17 protein-coding genes are annotated in these 22875 nt (G+C 42.8%); 1 reads left to right on the top strand and 16 read right to left on the bottom strand.

Going from position 1 to position 22875, the window contains the following annotated elements; all coding sequences use genetic code 11:
* Positions 1-2: 2 nt before the first annotated feature.
* The 14 genes from AB5706_RS14795 to AB5706_RS14730 form a co-directional block, all read right to left on the bottom strand.
* Entirely contained in the window at positions 3-311 is a 309-nt protein-coding gene (locus AB5706_RS14795; protein ID WP_023922639.1) for a hypothetical protein, read from the bottom strand.
* 76 nt (positions 312-387) lie between these two features.
* The gene (locus tag AB5706_RS14790) at positions 388-1476 is read right to left on the bottom strand and encodes a DUF5688 family protein (protein ID WP_012744288.1); all 1089 of its coding nucleotides are present in this window, start codon (positions 1474-1476) and stop codon (positions 388-390) included.
* Positions 1477-1482: 6 nt separating this feature from the next.
* Positions 1483-1623: a hypothetical protein gene (locus AB5706_RS14785; RefSeq protein ID WP_012744289.1), complete on the bottom strand. Its 141-nt coding sequence runs from the start codon at positions 1621-1623 to the stop codon at positions 1483-1485.
* 87 nt (positions 1624-1710) lie between these two features.
* Positions 1711-8040, bottom strand: coding sequence for a SpaA isopeptide-forming pilin-related protein (locus AB5706_RS14780; RefSeq protein ID WP_368366161.1), 6330 nt, complete (start codon positions 8038-8040; stop codon positions 1711-1713).
* 68 nt (positions 8041-8108) lie between these two features.
* Positions 8109-10190, bottom strand: coding sequence for a DNA topoisomerase 3 (locus tag AB5706_RS14775; RefSeq protein WP_368366160.1), 2082 nt, complete (start codon positions 10188-10190; stop codon positions 8109-8111).
* A gap of 48 nt (positions 10191-10238) precedes the next feature.
* Positions 10239-11735: a CD1107 family mobile element protein gene (locus tag AB5706_RS14770; RefSeq protein ID WP_368366159.1), complete on the bottom strand. Its 1497-nt coding sequence runs from the start codon at positions 11733-11735 to the stop codon at positions 10239-10241.
* Entirely contained in the window at positions 11719-11967 is a 249-nt protein-coding gene (locus AB5706_RS14765) for a DUF4315 family protein (protein WP_368366158.1), read from the bottom strand. The genes AB5706_RS14770 and AB5706_RS14765 overlap by 17 nt, the downstream gene beginning before the upstream one ends.
* A gap of 12 nt (positions 11968-11979) precedes the next feature.
* On the bottom strand, positions 11980-14820 hold the full coding sequence (locus AB5706_RS14760) for a CD1108 family mobile element protein (protein WP_368366157.1): 2841 nt from the start codon (positions 14818-14820) through the stop codon (positions 11980-11982).
* A 26-nt stretch (positions 14821-14846) separates the two neighbouring features.
* Complete coding sequence (locus AB5706_RS14755; RefSeq protein ID WP_472515486.1) at positions 14847-17315, bottom strand: VirB4-like conjugal transfer ATPase, CD1110 family; 2469 nt, start codon at positions 17313-17315, stop codon at positions 14847-14849.
* Positions 17284-17712, bottom strand: coding sequence for a PrgI family protein (locus AB5706_RS14750; RefSeq protein ID WP_005426563.1), 429 nt, complete (start codon positions 17710-17712; stop codon positions 17284-17286). Before AB5706_RS14750 ends, AB5706_RS14755 begins: the two co-directional genes overlap by 32 nt.
* 14 nt (positions 17713-17726) lie before the next feature.
* On the bottom strand, positions 17727-18599 hold the full coding sequence (locus tag AB5706_RS14745; RefSeq protein WP_005426566.1) for a VirB6/TrbL-like conjugal transfer protein, CD1112 family: 873 nt from the start codon (positions 18597-18599) through the stop codon (positions 17727-17729).
* 4 nt (positions 18600-18603) lie between these two features.
* On the bottom strand, positions 18604-18672 hold the full coding sequence (locus AB5706_RS14740; protein ID WP_081017239.1) for a Maff2 family mobile element protein: 69 nt from the start codon (positions 18670-18672) through the stop codon (positions 18604-18606).
* Positions 18673-18777: 105 nt separating this feature from the next.
* Positions 18778-20448 (bottom strand): recombinase family protein, encoded by a 1671-nt coding sequence (locus AB5706_RS14735; RefSeq protein ID WP_368366155.1) that lies wholly within the window; start codon positions 20446-20448, stop codon positions 18778-18780.
* Entirely contained in the window at positions 20449-20646 is a 198-nt protein-coding gene (locus AB5706_RS14730) for a hypothetical protein (protein WP_002569220.1), read from the bottom strand. It abuts the gene before it with no gap.
* Between AB5706_RS14730 and AB5706_RS14725 the strand changes: the two genes are divergently transcribed.
* A complete protein-coding gene (locus AB5706_RS14725) occupies positions 20620-20859 on the top strand; it encodes a hypothetical protein (protein WP_021682886.1) in 240 nt (79 codons plus the stop codon). The two genes, AB5706_RS14730 and AB5706_RS14725, sit on opposite strands and share 27 nt — an antisense overlap.
* Positions 20860-20887: 28 nt before the next feature.
* Here AB5706_RS14725 and AB5706_RS14720 read toward each other — a convergent pair whose 3' ends face one another.
* Together AB5706_RS14720 and AB5706_RS14715 are read right to left on the bottom strand one after the other, a co-directional pair.
* Positions 20888-22225, bottom strand: a complete 1338-nt coding sequence (locus tag AB5706_RS14720; RefSeq protein ID WP_118728687.1) for a virulence-associated E family protein — start codon at positions 22223-22225, stop codon at positions 20888-20890.
* The gene (locus tag AB5706_RS14715) at positions 22194-22838 is read right to left on the bottom strand and encodes a CHC2 zinc finger domain-containing protein (RefSeq protein ID WP_368361650.1); all 645 of its coding nucleotides are present in this window, start codon (positions 22836-22838) and stop codon (positions 22194-22196) included. Before AB5706_RS14715 ends, AB5706_RS14720 begins: the two co-directional genes overlap by 32 nt.
* Positions 22839-22875: the final 37 nt, after the last annotated feature.

Below are 22875 nucleotides of genomic sequence, written 5' to 3'. Positions count from 1 at the left end.
TGTTACTCCCTTTCTTCTTCCCACTTTTCTTCTACAACATCGGCAATCCGTTCCATTGCCCTTGTCACGGAAGGAAAGCTACTGCTATTATTTGCTTTTCCAATCTGATCAACAAGAAATTCCGGCATATCTGCAAGTGCTCCGGCAATCATAGCCTTTACCCTGATATCCTCCAGCATAAGAAGTTCTTTCACACCAAACTCTTCGCCAAATACATCCTGATATCTCCGTAAATCATCCAAAAGATATTCCGGTTTTAAATCTCTATCAATTTCCCTCCTTTTGTCTTCACCATATAAACACCAATCCATATTCTTTTCTCCTCCAACTTCAAAAAATTGGGGACTGCTCTGCACAGTCCCCATAAGCCATCGTTTTCTTTTCACTTTATAATGCTGTAGCAAGATCTCTCGCCTTACTCTTTGGGATTGTATCCGTCCCTTTTGCCTTGATTTCTGCCTTAGCTTTCTCCAATCTTCCATGGATTCCACCTTTTACTTCCGCTTTTTCGGCTACTTTTTCTTTCTCCAGACGTGCTTCCCTGCGCTCAGCATTTTCCAATACTGCGGTCTTTTTGTCACAGAACTGAACCTTATCAGAAAGCTGTTCCTGTCTTTCCACTTGTGTCTCATTGACTTCCTGTACCATCGCATTTAATTCTGGAACCTGTAAAATACCGTTATCCGGGAGAATCAGCACTTCATGAACGGAAGATGGGATGACAAAGTAATCACTTCCCAGGCATTCCCCAATCTGTTTTCGAATATCTTCCTGCAGTAACAGGGAAGCTCCATTCATCTTAGATTCATTGGTAAGGCAGAACATTGGATTCTCCACAGTTTCCATATCCAGTTTTTCATTCAAAAGATTCTTCGGTGTTCCTCCAAAAATCATAGATTCGATAATCTGTGTCATATCCACCAGTTGCACGCCTCTGTTCTTATCTGCCATCATCGCATCTGCCTGAATCTGTTCGACAGATACTCCCCATTCGTTCATCAGAGAAACAGTTACTGGAATACTGCTGATTCCCTCTCCATTTTCCTCCAGATTTACTGCATAATAAGCTGCAAAATCTCCGTGTTCTGTGACTACTTTGTCTGCCAAACGATCGGTATTCCATTCTTTGTCACAAATTCTCATCTGTAATTTGTCCTTCATCTTTTCATAATCAAGAATATCCGGAACTCCCATATCAAAAAATTCTGCTTTACCCTGTGCTTCAATACGCATATCAGCTACATCCCCAACACAAGAATCTACATCTTTCCCATTGATATATTCCTGGTAGAGGGAATCCAGATAGACTGTCGGTACGATTCTCTGATTCCCATTTGGAATTGTAATGCCAGTAAGCTTCAGTCCATTGTTTTTTTCTACTTCCTGAAGTTTAATTTCTGCGTCCCTGTAAGACTCTGGCAGATACTCCTTTACATTGTCTTTGACATATTCATAAAATTCTTTTCTGTTCATCATACGCTTTTACCCCTTTCTGATCATGTGATGGTTCATTCTTTTTCTGTTGACCATCTGCTCAGCTTTCTTCTGATAAGCCATCATTCTCTTTACTGTTTTCTCCTGGTTTTTTCGTGCTTCCTGTCTTTTTTCCATTGCTTTCATCATAGTTTTCTGTTCCTTTCTGTGATTTTTTGTATGAAAAAGGGAGCCTCACATAGAGGCTCCCAATCATAACCGTTGGTTTTAGTTTCCTTATTTGGTTTTCCTTTTTCTACTGATATAAAGTCCTGCCATACCTCCTGTGGAGATCACAAGAAGCAGGATCGGCAGCCAGATATTCGTGCTGTCACCTGTTTTCGGTGCATTTGATACCTTCGTCTCTTCATGGGACTGTGGTGTATCCGGTGTGTTCGGTGTTTCCGGAACTTCCGGTTTCTCATTTGTCAGATTAAAGGTAACTTCTACAACCGGTGTACTGTCATCTGCATAAGCAAATGTCACTTCATGCTTGGTCTGATCCAGCGTGTATCCGTCCAGTGTCTTTGTTTCCACCAGATAATACTTGATAGCGGTATCATATTTGCCGTTCTTAAATGTGGCAATCTCATACAGCTTACTTTCTGCATGACCGGCAGCATCTGTCTTTAAGGTTTCCAGAACCTTTCCTTTGCTGTCACAGAGTTCAAATTCTACCCCTTTCAGCGGTTCTCCTGACGATTTATCTGCCTTATTGAGAATCACTTTTCCCTTGGCAGTATCATCTTTCATAGCTACTTTCTGAATTTCTCCGGTATCCTTCACCTCAAATGTTACATCAGATGTCAGAAGATATCCTTTCGGTGCCTGCTCTTCACGTAAGGTATATTTACCGATTGGAAGTTTTTCGATATAGTGTGCTTCCTCTGTGGAAGTCCAGCTCTCTACTACCTGATCGTCTTTGTCAAGAACCGTCAGTTTTGCACCTGGAATCTCCGTTTCTCCTGTGATATCCGTCTTACTGATCTGCACTTTTGTCACATCATCTTTCATCTCATGCTTCTGAACCTCTGCTGTATTCTCTACTGTGAAAGTAATACTTTCTGCAGTGACATATCCATCTGCTGGTTTTGTCTCTGTCATGGTGTACTCCTTACCAACAACCAGTTCTTTGATCACATGGGATTCTTCCGTAGAAGTCCATTCATCTACTGTATTGCCATCTGAATCCGTTACTTTCAGGTGTGCACCTGGAAGTTCTTTTCCTGTTGTCAGGTCTGTTTTGGTCAGCTCCACTGTAGTTGGCTGATTCTCAAAAATAAAGTCGTAGCTTACTTCTGCCTGGTCTTCTCCGGCATATTCAAAGGTAAATTCCTGTACTTCATCTGTTGTAATAAATCCGTCCGGCGCAAAGATTTCTTTCACATAGTATTTTCCATCTACTGGAAGATCTGCCGTAAAAGTAATCTGTCCTTTTTCATCCGTTACTCGCTGCTCAATCAGACTGTCTTTCTCAAGGAGTACCTCGCCCTTTGCATTTTTGATATTTTCACTGGTATAAAGACCGAAGACACCACCTGCAAGGACACGTTCTGTATCTTTTTCTTTCTTCAGAACCGTAACCTTTACTTTCTGACGGGCATTCTGCCATTTCTCATCATAAGTGATGACTGGTGTGTCCTGATCACGGTAGGAAAGGTCAACATATCTCGGCTCTTTGTCCAGCACATAACCATGGGCTGTTTTTACTTCCTTCACATAGTATTTTCCAGCCGGGAGATCTCCCATCTGTGCAATACCATTGGAATCTGTAGTAATGGTTCCCACTTTTTCATCGGTTTTGAAATAATCTTCACTGACACCATCTGCCGCTTTGATATCTTCCGCAGCAAATACATCGAACGTCACATCTGTAAGGCTTCCGGTTACATACTCAAAAAGATGCTCCACGGTACCTTTTACATGATCCAAAAGTGTTACCTTATCCAAAAACTCTCCATTTTTGTTGATGATCAGAAGTCCTGTCGGTACTTCATCTTTCATCTCTACTTTCTGAATCTCTGCGGTATCTTCCAGAGTGAACTTCACATCCGTTGCTTTCAGATATCCATAAGGTGCCATTTCCTCACGAAGAGTGTATTCCTCTCCAACTGTCAGGCGTTTGATCACATGTGGCTGATCTTTTACAGACGTCCACTGATCCACAACATTTCCTTCTTTATCAAGAACGGTGAGTTTTGCCCCATCCAGCTCCACACCTGTTGTTACATCAGATTTCGTGATTTCTACTGTTGTCGGCTGGTTCTTTTTCACAGTTTTCAGTTTTACTGTCTTCACATCCTGTCCCTGGTAAGAAGCATCCAGATTCAGAACTTCATCAGAGGATACAAATCCCGCCGGTGCTTTTAACTCCTTCACATAATACTGTCCAAGTGGCAGATCCAGCGTACATGCTGCAAGTCCATCGTTATCAGAAGTCATTTCCTGTAAGAGTGTGTCTGCTTTCACGATCACTTTTCCATCCGCCTTAATATCCGCTTTGTTAAAGATACCAAAGACAGCTCCAGCTACGGTTGCACCATTTTCTGCATCCTGTTTTTCTACCTGGATTGTAACTTTCTGTCGGTCATCGCCAACAGTCACTTCCTGTTCGATCACAGGTGTATCCTGATTGGCATAGACAAATGCGACTTCTGATCTGTCATGGTTCAGTACGAATCCTTCCGGTGCAGTCTTTTCTACTACATAGTAAGAACCAAGCGGCAGATTCTCTGCAACTGCTTTTCCGTTTTCTCCAGTCTTTACCGTTGTTACCAGTGCATCTTTTGCATAGATCAGCTGTCTGTTTCCGTTTTCATCTTTCTGATAATCCGGTGTATAGATATTTTCAGCTGCATAGACATTAAATTCCGCACCCTTCAGGTATCTTTCTTCATAAACAAAATCCTTTTTGAATCCGGTCAGCATTTCACCTTTTTTATAGATCGTCAGCTTTCCTTTTACCGGATGGTTCTCGTAATCTACCGTAATAATGGCATCTCCGCTCTCAGAATCCATCTGGTATGCTGTGTTTGCATCCACCGCAATCTCTACATAGTTCTTGTTGATTGTGTACCCTTCCGGTGCGTTGACTTCCTCAATGCGGTAATGTCCGATCTTCAGATTCTTCGGCATGATCAGATATCCCTGGCTGTCCGTAAAATAGGACTTATGGGTTGTTGTCACTGGGTAAGTTGTTACCTGTTCCACATACTTCTTGTTGTCCAAGTCGTACACTTTAAATTCTGTTCCTGCAATCAGGACGGATTTCTTTGTTTCATCGTCTTTTTTCACGATTTTCAGTTTTGCCTTAAACTCTTCATCCAGAAGCACTCGCCAGATCTGTGGCTCATTTGGATGATGCTCTGTGATATTCACTTCAAAATCATCGACTGGCTTGTAGTTGTGCGGTGTTGTTGTCTCACGCACGATATAGCTTCCAAATGGTAATGGAATACTGCAGGCATACCCTTTTTCATCTGTGAAAATCTCAGTTGCTCCATTTTCTCCACTCACTACTGGTTTTGCAGAATCAAAATCATAACTTCCATCTGCTTTCTTTGTAAGGGAAGATTTCAGATAAACTGTAAATCCAGCTCCGGATAACAGATCTGCATCGGTCTTTCCATTGTTGGCTGCTTTAATGATCTGGAATGGCTGCTTGATGACCTGCTCACTGGAAGTGCACTCTCTTTTTACTTCTGATGTCATATCTCCTTCATAACTGCACGTAAGATCATGCTCTTCTGTATCTGCCAGGTATCCGGTCGGAGGTGTAATCTCTTTGATATAATATTTGCCAAGATACAAGCCATTTACAGAAGCCTGTCCTTTGTCATCTGTTGTAAGAGAAGCTACCTGTTCTCCTGCTTTATAAATAGTTCCAGTTGCTCCGTCCGGATGCACGATATCTTCACGGGCATACAGACCATAAACTGCACCTTTCAGTGTGGCATCTCCCTGCGGTACTGCTTTTCCTGTTTCTTTATCAACTTTGAATAAATTGATCTTTGCTGTCACACGGTCATTGCTGAAGGTATGGGCAAATGATACGGTTGCTTCTTTATCATTGGTGTAAGAAAACTTGAACGTATACACATCTTCTGTATTTCTTACATAGCCTTCCGGTGCCTGATCTTCTTTTACAAAATAGGAATATCCAATCGGAAGATCCGCTGTGAATTTTGCATTCCCATCTGCTCCAGTAGTTGCTTTCTCAATCAGTGTTCCTTTTTTCACAACAACGGTTCCGTCTGCATTTCTAATATCATCGGATGCATACAGAGCAAAAATACCGCCATTCAGTGGTTTCTTGATGTCTTTATCCTGTTTTACTACGGAAACATCTGCTTTCTGTCTCTCGTTGTTAAAAGTCACATCTGCAAATACAACTTCTTTATTCTGTCCGGCATAGGTCAGAGTCACTGGCTTTTCTTCGCTGCCGTTATAGAAATTGTCCGGTGCTTTTGCTTCTTTTACCACATAGGTTCCAAGATGCAGGTTTTTCAGTGTGACAGAACCATTCTCACCTGTTGTCAGATTTTCTTTTACCAAGTCACCTTTGCTGTACACTTTTGTGCCATAAGCAGTTACGATATCCGCTCCGGCATACACGTTATATACTGCATTTTTCTGTCTGCGGTTCTCATACTGGAATACGGTTCCACTCTCACTGACTTCTGCACCGATAAGAACCTGACCTTCTTTGTAAATGGTAAGCTCTGCCAGCTGCTCCTTGTTTTCCACGGTCACAGCCGAGGTCTTACTTGCTACCAGTTTCACATTTGTTGCCGTTGCATTTACTACATATCCCTGTGGCGCTGTGATCTCTTTCAGATAAACGGTATCCTGTGTCTTGATGATCGTAACAGAGGATTTTCCATTCTTATCTGTTGCCGGCATCTGAGTGATCAGCTTTGTACATGCCTCATCGCTGTATACACCGAATACTGCACCTGCAAGATTGACATCCGCTGTATCGTCTTTCTTTACGATTTCGATCGTAGCCTGTTCAATCCAAGACACTTTGAAATCAATATATTTTTCATCTGTCACACCTTCACCAAATACCAACGCAAGATCCTGCGTGTCAGATCCGGTGGTGATTTTATAAGCAGAGTAATCTTTTGTAATACTTCCCTTCATTGTAGAAGACCAGCTCTGTGCCACGTCACTCACCTGTGTCAGTGGTGCAGAAAGATAAAACTTTGTTCCTCCGCAAATTTCTACACTTGCACCAGCTTTACTTGTTGTGCCTGTGCTTAGATTATGAAGTTTCACACCAGACGGAAGCTTCATCGTAATTGTCTGTAGCTTATCTGCTTTGAATGTAATATCTTTGGTTCTCTGTGAATTGCCATCCACATAAGCTTTTACATCTCCATCAGAAAATGACATTGCTACATCCGGTATTTCTGGCTGTGAAACACAATAATTATACAATTTCATTGCTAAATTCTTGGCTGTACTATTCGCTCCGGAAAAAGCGTCGCCACTTCCATTAGCATAAGAAGCCGCCAGATGAACAAGAATGAATTTTGCTCCAGCACTAAGATTTCCATAACCATTCTCTTCTGTAAAGAATCCTTCATCTCCTGCTGCCTTGGTTCCGTAATAACATACCTTAGCTAATGTTTTTCCATCTCCGACTTTACTAATCGTGTAATTACCTGTTCCTGGTCCCGGTTTTGATGGCTGTACACAGTAAGCAGTCGCAGATACATTTCCAAACTGAACCGTATACTGATAGGTAAGATAAGAACCATAACCATAATCCGCATAACGATACAGAGTTCCTCTTGTAACAGATACTTTCTGTACACTTCTTGCACTTGTCTTTGCCATAAAAGTGACTGTTTCACCAGCTTCCATGGCGTATAAATCAATTCCTTCCTCTTCCGCCTGCTCCATTGCATCCGATACTGTAAGACCTGTTTCCGAATCCGTTGTATTTTCAGTATCTTCTTCCATATCCGGTAATAGTTCGCTTGCCTGAGAATCAAATTCTTCTATCTCGCTTTCCGTCACTTCCTCTGTTGGAAGCAATTCCGAGTCTGCTTCTGAATTCTCCGTTTCCTCTGTCTGCTGTTCACTGCCAGCTGTTTCTGATTCGGTTACTGCTTCACTCCCTGCAGTTTCTGTCTGCACTTCTGTTTCTTTCTCACGCACAATCAGCTTTCGGCTGATCTGGTACTTCGGATGCTCCTGATTTACCGGTTCCACATAATAGACCGCTTTGTAAGTGTCCGCATGATCTGTCGTAAAATCCTCATTCTTATCATTCTTTGCTTCCTCAAATGTGACTTTAACCTTGTTATCATCCTTGATTTCCAGTCCGGTATAATCTGATTTCACATTAAATACACTGCCTGTTTCGATTTCATAATCTTTGGCAGTCACCACCTCATCTTCATCCAGAAGGTCTTTCACTTCCTCATAAAGTGGAGGTTTCTCCTCTGGCTGGATCTCCGCTGCATATGCCGTCATCGGAGATAGCACTGTACTAAGCATTGTCATGCCTGCCAGCAAGCCAGATACTACTTTTCTAAAATTACCTTTTTTCTTCATGCTAAGGTCCTCTCTTTCATATATTTGTATTAAAACAGACAGTCCTTAGACTGCCTGCAATACACTACTTATCGTTGTGGAAAAATCAGATTGAACTGTACATTTCCCTCTCCGGGATCAACCATCTCCACAGTTGCTTCGTACTGTCTCCCTGTTTTTCTTGATACCAGATCCTTATAATGGATTTTTCCTTTAGACAGGAACTTCTTTGCTGCCGTCTTATCCATCTTTTTTCCCTGACTCGCAAGGAATTTATCATTCTTCCATAAGGTAAAAGTACAGTTCCGGTCAGAACAGTAAAAGTTTACTTTCCCTTCCTGGACATCTGCTCCACATCGGGGACATTTGCCAATGACTTCTCCTTTTGCCTTTCCCTGAAACTGATTTTTCTTTTCTTCTGAAATTCCCTGATACCTGGCAACCAGTTCCTGCATCAGTTCTGTAATCCCATTTAGGAATTCATCTGCTGTCTCTGTATTCTGGGCAATGTGATTCAATGCCATTTCCCACTCTGCGGTCATCTTCGGAGATTTAATCTCATCTGGCAGAACTGTAATCAATACATTACCATCATCTGTCGGCACCAGATTTTTCTTTTCCCTTTTCACAAAACCAGACTGAATCAGTTTTTCAATGATTGCTGCCCTTGTTGCCGGAGTACCAAGTCCTTTCTTTTCTGTATCTTCGGTCAGTTCTTCATTCCCTGCACGTTCCATCGCAGAAAGCAGGGTATCTTCCGTATAATGTTTCGGCGGTGCTGTAAAATGTTCACTAAATTTTACAACAACACTTTCAAATACCTGTCCCATTTTTATATCTGGAAAATCACTTTCCTCCTCTGGCTTTTCTGCATTTTTCCCATATGATTTAAAGAACCGTTCTTCCACTTCTTTCCATCTATATTGGAGAACATTCTTTCCAGATGCAGTAAACAGTTCTCCATGACAGGAAATTTCAGTCTTAATACTCTCATATATGTATTCCTGTTCCGATGCACACAATAACTTTGATGCAATCAGCATGAGAATTTCTTTTTCTCCACCCGGAAGTGCTTTTAAATCCGTGTTTGCAATTTCTACCGTTGGTATAATTGCATGATGATCTGATACCTTTTTGCTGTTTAAAAGTCTTTTTATCTCTGGTTCCGAACCCTTCATTGATATTTCTGGAAATACTCTATTTACCGCATCAATAACCAAAAACGCATTTTCTTCCATATCATCTGTAAGATATTGGCTATCCGTCCTTGGATACGTCACCAGTTTCTTCTCATAAAGGCTTTGGGTATAGTCCAAGGTCTGCTGTGCTGTAAATCCAAGAAGACGGTTTGCTTCCCTCTGTAATGTGGTCAGATCATATAATTTCGGCGGCTGTACCTTTTTCTTCTCTTTCTTTACTGAAAGAATCTGTGCCGTTTCATCCTTCATATCCTCCATCATCTGAACGGCAGCACTTTTCTCTTTTATCCGGCTGCTTACAGCATCCAATCCATCCATCAGAAGATGAATCAGATAATACTTCTCTTTCCGGAAGTTCTCGATGTTCTTTTCCCGTTCCACCAGCATTGCAAGTGTAGGTGTCTGCACTCGTCCTACAATTAACCGATGGTGGTACAGCACCGTAAACAGTCTGGTGGCATTAATTCCCACCAGCCAGTCTGCTTCACTTCTCGCCACCGCAGAATAATAAAGATCATCATATTCATGTCCATCTTTCATCTGCTGAAATCCTTCCAGAATTGCTTTTTCCTCCATGGAAGAAATCCACAGTCTTTTAAAGGGAAGTTTACATTCTGCCTGGTTATATACCAGACGGAAAATCAACTCCCCTTCTCTTCCTGCATCTGTTGCACATATAATTTCTGTGACATCTGCTCTGTGAAACAATTCCTTTAAAATCCGAAACTGCCCTTTGGTACTTTCTTTAATCTGATATTTCCAATTCTCCGGGATCATGGGAAGTGTCTCATATCTCCATGCTTTCCAGTCATCCCGGTACTGATCTGCACTGGCCAGTTCAATCAAATGCCCAATACACCAGGAAACCAGATACTCTTTTCCTTCCAGGTAACCATCTTTTGCGTTTGTGGCATGAAGCACCTTTGCAATGTTTCTGGCTACGCTGGGTTTTTCCGCAATTACAAGCTGCAATTTTCTATCTCCTTTCTGCACCTGTCGCTGTAATTAAGTGAAACAAAGTTATTCCTCTGATTCTTCGTCTTCTACTTCACCTTCCATTTCATATTCTTCTAATTCTTCATCATCCTCACGAATTGTATCTTTCTCCTCATCGTCGTCCTCGTCCTCTTCATAATCAAAAGAAGTATTTCTTCCTTTCATAAATTTCCAATAATAGTAAGCACCACAAACTCCTGCCAGAACCAGCAACATTAATAAAATCGTGCCGGAATTATTACTTTTCTTCTCAGGTTCTTCCTTTTCTTCCGGTATGATCGTAACTTCTGGTTCCGGTGTCTCTGTGATCTTCTCTGTTTCAAGTGGCAGTGCAGATTCTGCAATAGCCTGGTTTTGCGGAAGTGTGACCATGTTGGTATCCGTAAAGTTCAACAGATCATTTTCGCCTACCTCTGTAAGAAGATAAACATTTTCATCCGTTTTATCCTTATCTACGATCAGATAAAAAACCTTATCACTTTTTGTCTTAATCGTATAAAATTCCTTTCCCCCTTTGTCCTGAACTGTTCCTGTTGTCATGCCGGAAGCAGAACTTTCTCCCTGCACCCGTCCGGTATCTGCTTCTGTATCCGTTTCATTTCCTGTGTTTTCTGGTTCTGTTGGTGCAGTAGCAGTCTCGTTCGTTGTCTGATGTTCCGTTACGGTTGCCGTAGCACTGGTGGGCTTACTTGCAGTTCCATCGGCTGGCAAAGAAGCTGCATTCTGCTCCGTTCCGGAAACCTCAGTATTCTCTTTTACTGCATCTGGATTTTCATAATAAGGGTTTCCTACTTTATAAATCTCTGACATATTTCCTGCTTTGTCTTTTGCCTGCAGGGTAAAGTATTCATAGGAAGTATCCGCTTTTTGCAGACGGACATTTAATGTATTATTCGTCAGTTCTGTGAATTCATTTCCATTAACATACAAAGCGGCAATTCCCGATTCCGCATCAACTCCCTGCACGATCAGTATCCCATTCTTCGCAGCCGCAATAATAGTTGGTTTGGTTTTATCAAAACACTCTATGTAACGATTCTGCTCATAAGTATTTCCATTCTGATCGGTAACTCTCACATAAACACTACAATTAGAAGAGATGGATACTTCCATATTTCCGGTTATGTCTGACCATCCTCCATTTTCTGAAAGTCTTACTTCTACTTTTGCAATAGAAAAAGCACCTGTATTCTTTGTATCTTCCACTTGAATTTTTACGGTTGCCGTATCTGTCTGCCAGCCTTCGGGTTCTGTAAAGGTAATCCCTACTTCCGGTGTTTCCGTCACATCATTTCCTGCATCTCCCTGTGCCTGTTCCACTGGATCTGCAAGAATTTCAGCTTCTGATCCATCTGAAAAATCAACATCTTCCGGGCTGCTTTCTTCTGATGGTTCCACTTCTACATTATCTGCCCATACAGTCAGACTTCCGGGCGAACTATAAAAGAAAGCTCCTGCCGGAAGTCCTGCTAACGTAGCTGCGGTTAAAAATACAGCTGCTCTTTTATGAAATTTCTTCATTTTCTGTCTGCTCCTTTTCTCTGGTTTCCAATATCTTTTTTTGTTCCTCCTTGCTGATATCAATCATCAACTGAAGTTCCTCTGCGGAAACTCCATTGCTTCGGATAATTTTCAGATACTCCATATCCTCTGCCTGTTTCTTCTGTTCTTCCAGATCCCTTGCTTTTTTCTGTAGTTTTTCAATCTTAGCGTAGGTTCTGACAAGTTCTTCTTTTATTCGTTCAATGTTCAAATACGCCCCTCCTTATGGTCTGCCAAAAGCATAAAAATGAGACTGCCAGTATGCAGAATTAATGGACGTATACTGAATTGGATTTCCACAATGGATCATCTGTCCATCTCCGGCATAAATTCCTACGTGGGTAACCGGCTCTCCCGCATCATACGTCCCAGTGAAAAAGATAATATCTCCTGGCCTTGCTTCTTCTGGTGATACAGGCATACAAATGTCATAAATTCCCTGTGCAGTAAGTCTTCCCATATTGCAGACACCCGAATTGGTAAACACATAGCTTACAAAACCAGAACAGTCAAAAGAAGTCTCCGGGCTGGAACCGCCCCATACATACGGCATACCAAGATATTTGTCTGCTTCCGCAAATAATCTCCGCACAGTCTCATCATCATAACTGCCGCCTCCACCATACAGCCCGCTATCTCCGGTACTGATATAAAAAACAGGATTATAATATTCCCCATCTTTGACCAGTTCCAAATATAACTGGCTTCCGGTTGCACTTCCTGTACTTCCCGTTGTACCAATTACAGTATCTGTTGTTACTTCCTGACCATTTGCTACCGAAATGCTCTGCAGATAAGCGTATTTAATCTGCACACCTTTTTTATCCTGCGTAACTACATAATTTCCAAAAGTTCCGCTATATCCTACATCTACAACAAAACCATTCATCGCTGACTTCACTTCTGTTCCCTGTCGTACATTAACCGTCACACCTCTGTGAAGTTGTGTCTGCCCGGTTCCATTGTTTACAGAATACCCATAATAGGTACCGATATAGGCATACCAGTTTAACTCAACCGGAGTTTTATATGTCTGTAAATTTCCTCTGTTGGAATAGACCTCTTCATAAATTTCCTGCTCATCCTCTTCCATTCTGGACAGAATAACACTTCTAAGCGGTTTTGCCTGAACAGAAACATTCAGTACATCTGCAGTTACTGTACGGGTAACTTCCACAGAGTTCTGATTGCCCTCTGCCAGAAAACATTCCCAAGTCTGATGACCATGTGCCTCAGCTACTGCGTGATTATCATAATAAACATCAAACTGGACACCATACTGGGCAAAGTTTCCAGTATCTTCTACGGTGTACTCAATCCCATTCATCACTACTTTCGTCCCTATTGGAAGAAATGGGTTTGCAGCATCAACCGCAAGCGTATGATTAGCCTGTGGCATTGCCCCTGAAGCAGTCGGTCCTCCACTCCACACGCCACAGCAGATGGGACAGTTACAATATCCACTGGTCACCACATTTCCCAATGACTGCCCTACCTGTATCGTAGATGTTTCCTGCCGGGTTTCACTTTTTTCCTCTACGGTGATTCCGTACTGTAAAGAAAAAATTGTTTCCAGTTCTCCTTTTATCTCTTCAAACTTAAAATCCCCATACCTGGCAGTCAGATAACTGATCAATGTATGGGGATCATGGCCGATTTCACCAATGTTATATCTGTATTCATCTTTTCCTGGATACCGGGCTTCCATCTGGTTTATTTTCTGTTGAAGACTGGCTTCCAACTGCGTATAATACAACTCTGCTTTTTCAATTTCGTCCGGATCCGTAATGTAACTGGAAGCGATTACCGTAGAAATTCCATTAGAAAACATAGCCGAACAGGAAGCAACTCCTGTCATTACGGAAAGAAGCAAAATCAATAACAACCCCATTGAGATCAGAGTAGTTACATTTCTTACAAATACTTCCTGTGCCTTTCTTGCAATTTTAGTAGCAAGATTTACTGACCGGATTGAGGTGTCTTTTGTTTCTTTTGCAATCTTCCCAGCCCGGTATGCCATCTGATACTCTCGCTTAATCCTCTGCTTCTGTATTAATTTTCTGATCAGCTTTTTCTGCATCTCTGGATGTTCTTCCAGATATTTCTGATATTGATACCTTGCTGCACTCTTCCAGGCTCTTTGCTCTAAACGGTTTTTTTTATGTATCTGACTGCGGTTCTTCTGGATATTTCGGCTGCTATGTTCCTGTAATATCCACTCACTCGAACGCACCAGCTTATGCGCTGCATCTACAGCACTGTTTTCCTCCTCTTCCTCGCCTGCTTTCTGATAGACTGCATTTTTTAATGCTTTCTTTGGAACAGAAGACAATGTTTTCTTTTTACCATCCGTTTTCCCTGTTTTTTTGTCGAAATATAAATGGTACTTTACCTTTGCTTTCTGTTCCTCATTTGTTTTCTTGGTATAAACAGAATCTTTTGGAATTTTGTTCTGTCTCTCAGCTTCCTGTTTTCTTGCAGCCTTATCCACTTCCTGATAAGTTTTTATTGTTTTTCGGCTATATTTCTGCGTTCTTTTTTTTCGGTTTGTAGAAACATCATTCTTCTCTGCCTGAAAATGTCCTCCATCTGTTTCAGACGAATTTTTCTTTTCTTTCTTCAGACTTCCATCTGTCTCCAGTTTTCCAAACTGCAGTCTCTGCTGTTTCTTTTTCTGTCGCTGATACTGGCTCCTGTGTTTTTCTTTGCGCTCACGTATTTCTACTGCTGAATCCACAGATGCACCTGCAGGCTTGTCCCGGTATCTGTACCGTCCCTGTGTTTTTCGTTTTCCGGGAGGACTATTTGCAGCCTCTTCTTTTTTCGCAGGATTTCCCTCCTGAATTTTTTCGGAAAATTGTTTCTTTTCAGCTTTTTTATGAGAGTTTTTCTTCTTTTCAGAAGTAATAAATGCCTGTTCTACATCCTTCTGTTTATAAGACCACTCCTGATCGCTGTTTGTAACTTTTCTGGTCTCCTTTGTTGCAAGATTTTCCTCAACCAGACCATTTCTGGTCATACGGCTGATTTTCTTCTCTTTCGCCGTATATTTTTGTTTTCCCAATGTACCTCACCTCTGCTTTTTTTCCGTTAAGTCTGAATCTCATCCGGTTTAGTACTCATCAAAGCATAGGTTCTGGTATCCTGCGGATATCTGTCTGCAAAAGGTATGATTACATTTCCGTAAAAAAGCAGCCCTTCTCCTGCATTACTGTTATTTACAAAAGAAATCTGATGCTTGGAAATATTCAATTTCTCTGCAAGGATCTTCTGATCCCCGCTGTGCTGATTTAACATCAGGATAAAATCACTGTTTCCAACAATACTTTCTACTGCCAGAGAGCCAAGAAAATCTGTTACATTCTGGCTGATTCCTGTAATGATTCCACCCCACTTACGAAATCTCTTCCACATTTCAATAGAATAATTAGCAGTCTGTGGCTGGTTCAGCAAAAGGTGAAATTCATCCACATAATAACGGGTTGATTTCCTGCGGCTGCGGTTCTGTGATACTCTTGTCCAAACCATATGCTGGACAATCAACATTCCGGCTTTTCGTAATGTGGTTCCAAGTTCCCGGATATCAAAGCATACCACTCTGTTCTGCATATCGACATTACTTCGATGGTTAAATACATTCTGCGATCCTGTTACATACAACTGCAGACTGTTGGCAATGTTCTGTGCTGCTGGTTTATCTGGTGCATAAAAGTTCAGACGTTCATAGAAATCCTGCAAAGTCGGCATATTTTCCGGTTTTGGATCATTGTAAAGATATTTTTTATAAATGTCTTTTACACACAGGTCAATCATGGAAACCTCATCACCATTTAATTCTGCATTTTGAGGTTTCTTCATAATGACCTCGCAGAAAGATGTGATAAACTCTGCTTTATCAGCAATAATGGTATCAATATCCTCCACATCGCCATTAATCCTGTATTTCTCCGGATGATAAATAACATCCAGGTTCACTTCCATAGGATTGATGTAATCATTACTTTTTGCACTGATTTTAATAACTTCACCATTTAAGGCATTTACCAGCGGAAAATATTCTCCCTCCGGGTCACAGATAATAATGTCATCGTCTGTAATCAGGAAAACATTGAGAATTTCCCTTTTCGTTGCAAAACTCTTACCGGAACCAGGAGTACCCAAAATCAGGCCGTTAGGTGTTTTCAATCGTTTCCGATCCACCATAATGAGATTGTTTGACAGTGCATTTAAGCCATAGTAAAGAGCTTCACCGCCTTGGAAAAGTTCCTGTGTGGTAAACGGAACAAAGATTGCTGTAGAAGTCGTAGTCATAATTCTCTGTATTCCAGTCTGGTTCATTCCCAGTGGCAGTGATGCCACAAGTCCCTGTTCCTGCTGATATTGAAGTCTCCGTATATTGCAATTATATTTCTGGGCGATTCCTGCCGTCTGATACACAATATTGTCCAGTTTTCTCTTATTGTCCGCTGTATTCATCAGCAAAAAAGTAAGTTCAAAAAGTTTCTCATTCCTGGACTGGATTTCATTGAGCAATCCCTCCACATCCTCTCCGTATGTAGAAATGTCCGTTGGAATAATATCCATATCATATCCGCTTCTGACCGCTTTCTTCTGTTCTTCAATTTTCATTTTCTGAATATTTGACAGCGTGCTTTTCAGGCTTTTAATAGCTGCCTTGGGATCAATGGGACGCAGGTGCATATTGATGATAAGATTCTCTTCCAGATCCAGCAGATCTGCCAACAGTTTATCCGTAAGTTCTGGTGATGTAATCTGTAAATATGACACGCATCCAAAAGTCTGTCCCATCCGAAAATAGCTGTCATTGCGAAAATCAAATCCGGTAGGTGCAATAAAGTCTTTTGTCTGCAGACCTGTTTTTGCAACCATCCCATAATGGAAATGGAAAGATTCTTTTGTGTCCATATTCATCACATCATGCAGAATTTTCAGACGTTCTACTCCATTTAAAGGCTCTGCCATGGCTCCCATCACCTTAAAATTATTCAACACACTGGCTTCAATTCTCTCCAGCCTGGATTTTGCATTTCGCAGATTATCCGCTTTAATGGAAAATGTGATATATTTTGTTTTTACAAGCCCGTTATTTCCTTTGGAAAGCTGCATTTTCAACATATCCGAATATTCTTTCCGAATATCATTGAAACAGTCATCCTGCTCTGGAATATCAATATTTTTTGCATACTCATCAAAATTCACCTGTTGATTAAGAAATGTAATTTGTACCTCAACAGAGCTGTCAAATGAATTCAGGAACTCACAATAGTTCTCAAAAATAGCCGCTTTATCATCATTCTGCGCTAACTGGTAATTTATATCGTAGAACTGCACCATTTTTGAATAATAGTTATCATCCGTTCTGCAGATACCATCCTTATATATTTCCTTATATGGAATCGTATCCTGCGCTGTAAAAGGCTTCCTCTTCTTCTGATTCTCCGCTTTTATCATCCGAAGTTCTTTCAGACGCTTTTTTTCCTCTTTCGTAAGTCCGGTTTTCTGTTTCTTATTTTTTTCGGTCTGCTTTTTTAAGGAAATGGAACGGATTTCTCGCTTCCCTGGCTTCTTTTGCCTTTTTCTCAAGCCATGCACCCTCTTTCTCTAATTTATCGTACTCTATAATCCGGTCATATAAGTTTTGGGAACGATAGACCCTGATTCCAGGTCTTAAAAATTTCTGCCGGATAATGTGAAGCAATATTTTCTCTGCTGGAAATCCATCCTTTTCATACATTGCAAAAAAGAAAAATGGCAGCATCACTATGATCATAAGCGTTGCTGCCACATCTGTTCCCAGTCCTGCTTTTGTCAGCAAATAGACCGGAACACCACAAATTCCTGCCAGAGAAAAACATATAATTTGTCTTTTAGTTAAATTCAATGCTAATTTTGTCTTTATTTTTGAAAAATCTTTCGGCACTGGAACATATGCCATATTCTTGTTTCCTCCTAATGTGCATTGAAGATTGATTTTGCCAGGGAACTGGTCTTAAACAGGCTGAAACATAAAATAACTGTATATGCTGCAACTGACCAGATAGCTGTATGAAGATTATCCGCAACTGTAATAGCATTTACCAGAACTGCATAAATCGCAACACATACCATCATAAAAAATCCCTGGAATCCCAACGCTAATAATGCCTTCACGTAATTATTTCCAATACTTCCCCATTCCCTGTTCGTAAATGTTGAAAACGGAATAGGTGCCACAGAGACATAAAGATATATTTCTATCATTCGTCCATATAAAATGACGGTAATCAGGACTGATATGATTTTTAGACATAAACTGACCAGCATCGTTTCCAGACCAAGCCCCAGTAATTCTCCGATTCCCATATCTTCAATCTGCGTTTCAAGAAGCGTTTTCAATGCTTCTGTAACATCAATAGATGCGGAACCGGTTATCATACCGCCAGCATTGGATACCACATGATTCGCTACATCAAAAATTGCCATCGCAATATCAAAAGTATGAGTAACCAGATATACCGCTACCCACATCTTAAAAATGTATTTGAAAAACATAAACGTATCCGTATCGTGCATATTGTTTTTTTCCATAATCATGGAAATCAGCTCATAACACAGTACAAATGTAATAATCATCCCCGCAATGGGGACAATGACATTATCCGACAGATTTTTTATCATGGAAAAAATGCCACTGTTCCAATTTTGGGGTGTTTTCCCAACCTCTGTAGCAATCGTTTCTACTTTGGTATTTACATCGGTGAACATGGTATCCAGGTTTGATGTGATCCAGCCTGTTAGCAGATCCTTTATGAACTCTGTTATTTTTTCGGTTATTCCACCCATTTATTTATCCAAACAAAGTTGCAAGCTGTGGAATCAGGTTTATTCCAATCAGTACGATGCCACCGCCCGCCATCAACTGTTTTATCCCCAATTAGGTGTAAAACTCTGCTCGATGGCGGGCGGCGGCGCACAAAAAATCTATATGGTATTTTTAAGAGAACCGTCCCGGCGGGACAGGTCAGGCAGTGACCTGTTCCACCTCCGGGATGGGTTTGAGATTAAAATGAATTTCGATAGAAATGTGTCTTGTTTTATCTTCGTCAATGCGCTCATGCACGACGATTTCTTTGATTAAGCGGTTAAGGGTGGCTGCGTCCAGCTCTGTGATGTTGGCGTATTCCTGAATGGCTTCCACCCATTGTTTTGCGTCATTGGCAAGCTGGACTTCATCGGACAGCCGCTTTCTGCTCTCGGACACTTTTGTTTTAAGCTCCGTCTGCTCGGTCTGTGTCTTTTCCAGCATGGTGTTGAAATTCTGTTCACTGATACGCCCTGCAATCATATCCTCATAAAGCCGCATTACCATTTTGTCCAGAACCTCAATCCGTTCCTCGTCCCTTGTAAGGGAGCGTTCCATTGCTTCCCGCTGTTCCCGCTGCTCGGCTTCACAGGTATTGGTCAGGCGGTCGGCAACCGCTTCCCCATCCATCAGGGCAGCTTTGGCACATTCCCGGATTTTCCGCAGCACATGGCTGTAAAGGGTGTCATAGTCAATCCGATGCTGGGTGCAGTGGTTCTTTCCAAAGGCATTGTAGGTCTTGCAGGAATAAATCCGCTGAGGATGTTTTGCGTTTGTGTAGCGTACCGTCAGCGACTTCCCACACTCGCCGCATTTTATCAGTCCGGCAAACAGGCTGATTTCATTGGTCTGCCCCGGACGCTGGCGGGATTTCAGCTTATTCTGCACAATGTCAAAGCTCATGCGGTCAATCAGCGGTTCATGCTGCCCCTCCACCACAATCCAGTCCTCCGGCTTCTTTTCCCCAATCGTGCCGATTTTGAAACGGTAGTCCTTTTTCTGGGAAGCAATCGCCCCGGTGTAGACGGGATTCATCAAAAGGTCTTTGATAACGGAGAAGTCCCACATATACCGTCCTTTTTCTGGGTCTTTCTTTTCCCATTTGGTGCGGGTATTGCGAAGCCCCCGTTCCCGGTTCCACCATGTGGGGCAGGGGATTTTTTCTTCCTCCAGCCGTCTGCGAATATAGTTCGGACCATGACCGTTCAGGGCATATCCGAAAATCAGTCGCACAATCGGGGCGGTTTCCTCGTCAATGAGCAGATGGTTTTTGTCCTCCGGGTCTTTCCGATACCCAAACGGGGCAAGACACCCGGTAAACTGTCCTTTCTGCGCTTTCAGAAGATAAGAGGAATGGACTTTCTTGGAAATATCCTTGCTGTACATCTCGTTCAGGATATTCTTGAACGGGGCAATATCGTTGTTATCCCGCAGGGTGTCGATACCGTCATTCATGGCGATATAGCGGACACCGTTTCTTGGGAAAAAGTCCTCAATCAAATGCCCGGTTTGCAGATAGTTCCGCCCCAGTCGGCTGAGGTCTTTCGTGATGACAAGGTTGATTTGCCTGCGCTCAATGGCTCTCAACATTCTCTGTAAATCAGGACGCTCCATATTAAGACCTGTGAAGCCATCGTCCTGATAGACTGCCACAACCTCCCATCCCTGCTTTTCGCAGTATTTTTCCAGCATATCCCGCTGGTTGGCGATACTGGCACTTTCGCCTTGCAGGTCATCGTCCTTTGACAGCCTGCAATAGACCGCCGCACGATAGCCCCCGGCAAGTGCCGAACCGATTGTTCTGTATTCCATTTCGTTCATCATAGCCATTTACCCACACAATCCAGACGGTATCTGGCTCTTTTGAACCTCATCTTCATTATAGCCTATATCTTTCTTTTTAGCAAGATATTCTTTTGTATTTGTTTTACCGTATTTCTGGGAAATCAGACTGACGAACACATCGGTTGCGTCCAGTTCCCCGTCAAATACAGTGGTCACATGAATCTCTGTTTTGTTTTTTGCCATAGGCAGTTATCCTCCATACATGAAAATAGCCAGACAGAGGGTGTCGGCAACGAAGTCCGGCAACGGGCTTCAAAAGACCTTGCAAACAATCTCAATCTGGCGATGGTTACTATTTATACTTTTCTTTTATTTTTCTGTTGTTTTGGTTGTTATAAGGGAGAAAAGCCCGGAAATAAGGGGTTTTCCCCGGCAACCGGCTCGGCAACGGGATAGCAACAGGGGGTGCAACGGGCGGTCATTTTCAGAATGGAAGCTCCATCTGTTCTGTGACCTCCACAAAACCATCCATCGTTTTTTCAGACGGGTTGCCGGAGTCCGTTGCCGGGTTTTCACGCTCCCAGCCCTTTTGTCTGCCATATTCTGAAAACATTCTTGGGTTCGGGAAGTACCGCCAGCGGTCAATGCACTGGTTCATAATCTCGTTGATTTCCCGGATTTCCCATTGCTTCGGCTCGTCAAAGGCATGGTTTAAGGCTTCCTTGTAGAGCTGCTTGGAACAGACCATGCTCCCGGTGTACTTATCAAGATACGCCTGTATCATCCCGGCTTTGGTGTCCTCCGGCATAAAATCCCGCTGGTGTTCTTTGAGATACCGCTGCATGGCGGGGCTGAAAGCCAGCTTGAACCTGCCGCTTCGGTAAATCTCCATCGCTTCTGCCCACATTTGTTCGATATAGGCTCTGGAAGCGGCTTCGTCCTCCAAAATGTGAACCTCAGCTTGCTCCGGGTACACCATGACCGGGATAAAGCGGCGGTTGCCGGAACGGTCAAGGGGCAGGAAGTCAAGGGCATTGGAAGTGCCGCCAAACACGCACTGACGGGGGCGGTCTGCCGGGTGGGTTTCATAGGGTATCTTGTAGACCTCTTTCTGCCGGCTTAAAAACGACTTGATTTCCTCAATGCTCTTGGCGTTGGCGGTTGCCATCATTTCCGACATTTCGATAATCCAGTGACCTTGCAGCTTGCGGTACACATTTTCATCGTCCAGCTTCCGCAAATCATCGGAGAACCACTCGTCCCGGACTGCCAGCAGACGGAAGAAAGTGGACTTGCCAGCCCCCTGACCGCCTACCAGACAGAGCATGATTTCAAACTTGCACCCCGGCTGAAAGGCTCGTGAGATTGCACCCAGCAGGAACAGCTTCAACGCTTCATAGGTGTAATCGTCTGCGTCAGCCCCCAGAAAGTGCCGCAGACAGAAACGGATTCGTTCTGTCCCGTCCCACACAAGGGCACTTAGGTAGTCCCGGATGGGATGGTACTTGTTTTCATTCGCCACAATCCCGATGGCATTATCAATCTTTTTCTCATTGGTAAGCCCATAGGTTTCTTCCAGATAGAGAAGCAGATACTTCATATCCGTATCGTTCAGGGCGGTGCTTTCTCTGTGGAAGCCGATGGGCTTTATGATGTCCTTGCGGTCGGTCAGGATGTTGTATGCGATAGCCCCGGAAAGCAGCGGGTCACGCTGGAATACGGTCAGGCAGTTCCGTATGCTCTGACGGACACCGCCTTTCTCGGTAGTTTCCAGTCCCGCTTTGATTTCCTCAATGCTCTGGGGTGGCTGCATGGCGTTCATGGTGTTTTTTAATTCTTGCTGCGTCTGCGGCTGCAAGCTCTGCCATTCGCTGTTCAAGCTGTATCACATCCTTTCCGTAGTCCGTAATCAAAGCCGCTTTTTCCTCTGTCTCCCCGAACAGCAATATATCCAGCAGATATTCCACTTGGGCTTGCTTCTGTAAGGCTTCCACGAACCGGGGATGAAAGGCTTCCTCCGGGGAGTGCGGGGCGTAGTCCGTTCTCCATGCCATAAGCAAGTGAAGATAATCGGCAAGAATACGGAAGCAGCGGTTCTTTGCTTCCTGAAACTGTTCCTCCGGGGATTTCTGCCGGGGCTTGGGCTTTTTTGCCTTTCCCGGCGGTTTCCAGTCCTCATAGGAAAGCCCGAAGTCCTGTGCCAGTTGTACGGCAGCTTCTTTCTTTCCCAGCCCATACAGGGCGGCGGTAAAATCAATCACATCCCCATCCGCACCGCAGCCGAAGCAGTGGTAACGCCGATCCAGCTTCATACTTGGGGTTTTATCGTTATGGAACGGGCAGCAAGCCATCCCGTTCCGACCTACATGGATTCCATAATGCTCCGCAGCCTGTCTTGTTGTGACGGACTGCTTCACAGCTTCAAATACATTCAAATCTATCCCTCCTTGAAAATAAGAAAAGCACCTGACA

This window comes from Ruminococcus sp. RTP21484sp1_RTP21277st1_D2_RTP21277_210401 (assembly GCF_040924225.1).
In the GTDB taxonomy this organism is placed as follows: domain Bacteria; phylum Bacillota; class Clostridia; order Lachnospirales; family Lachnospiraceae; genus Blautia_A; species Blautia_A faecis.
The sequence above is the reverse complement of the archived record's forward strand: the minus strand, read 5'-3'. Positions and strand labels throughout refer to the sequence as shown.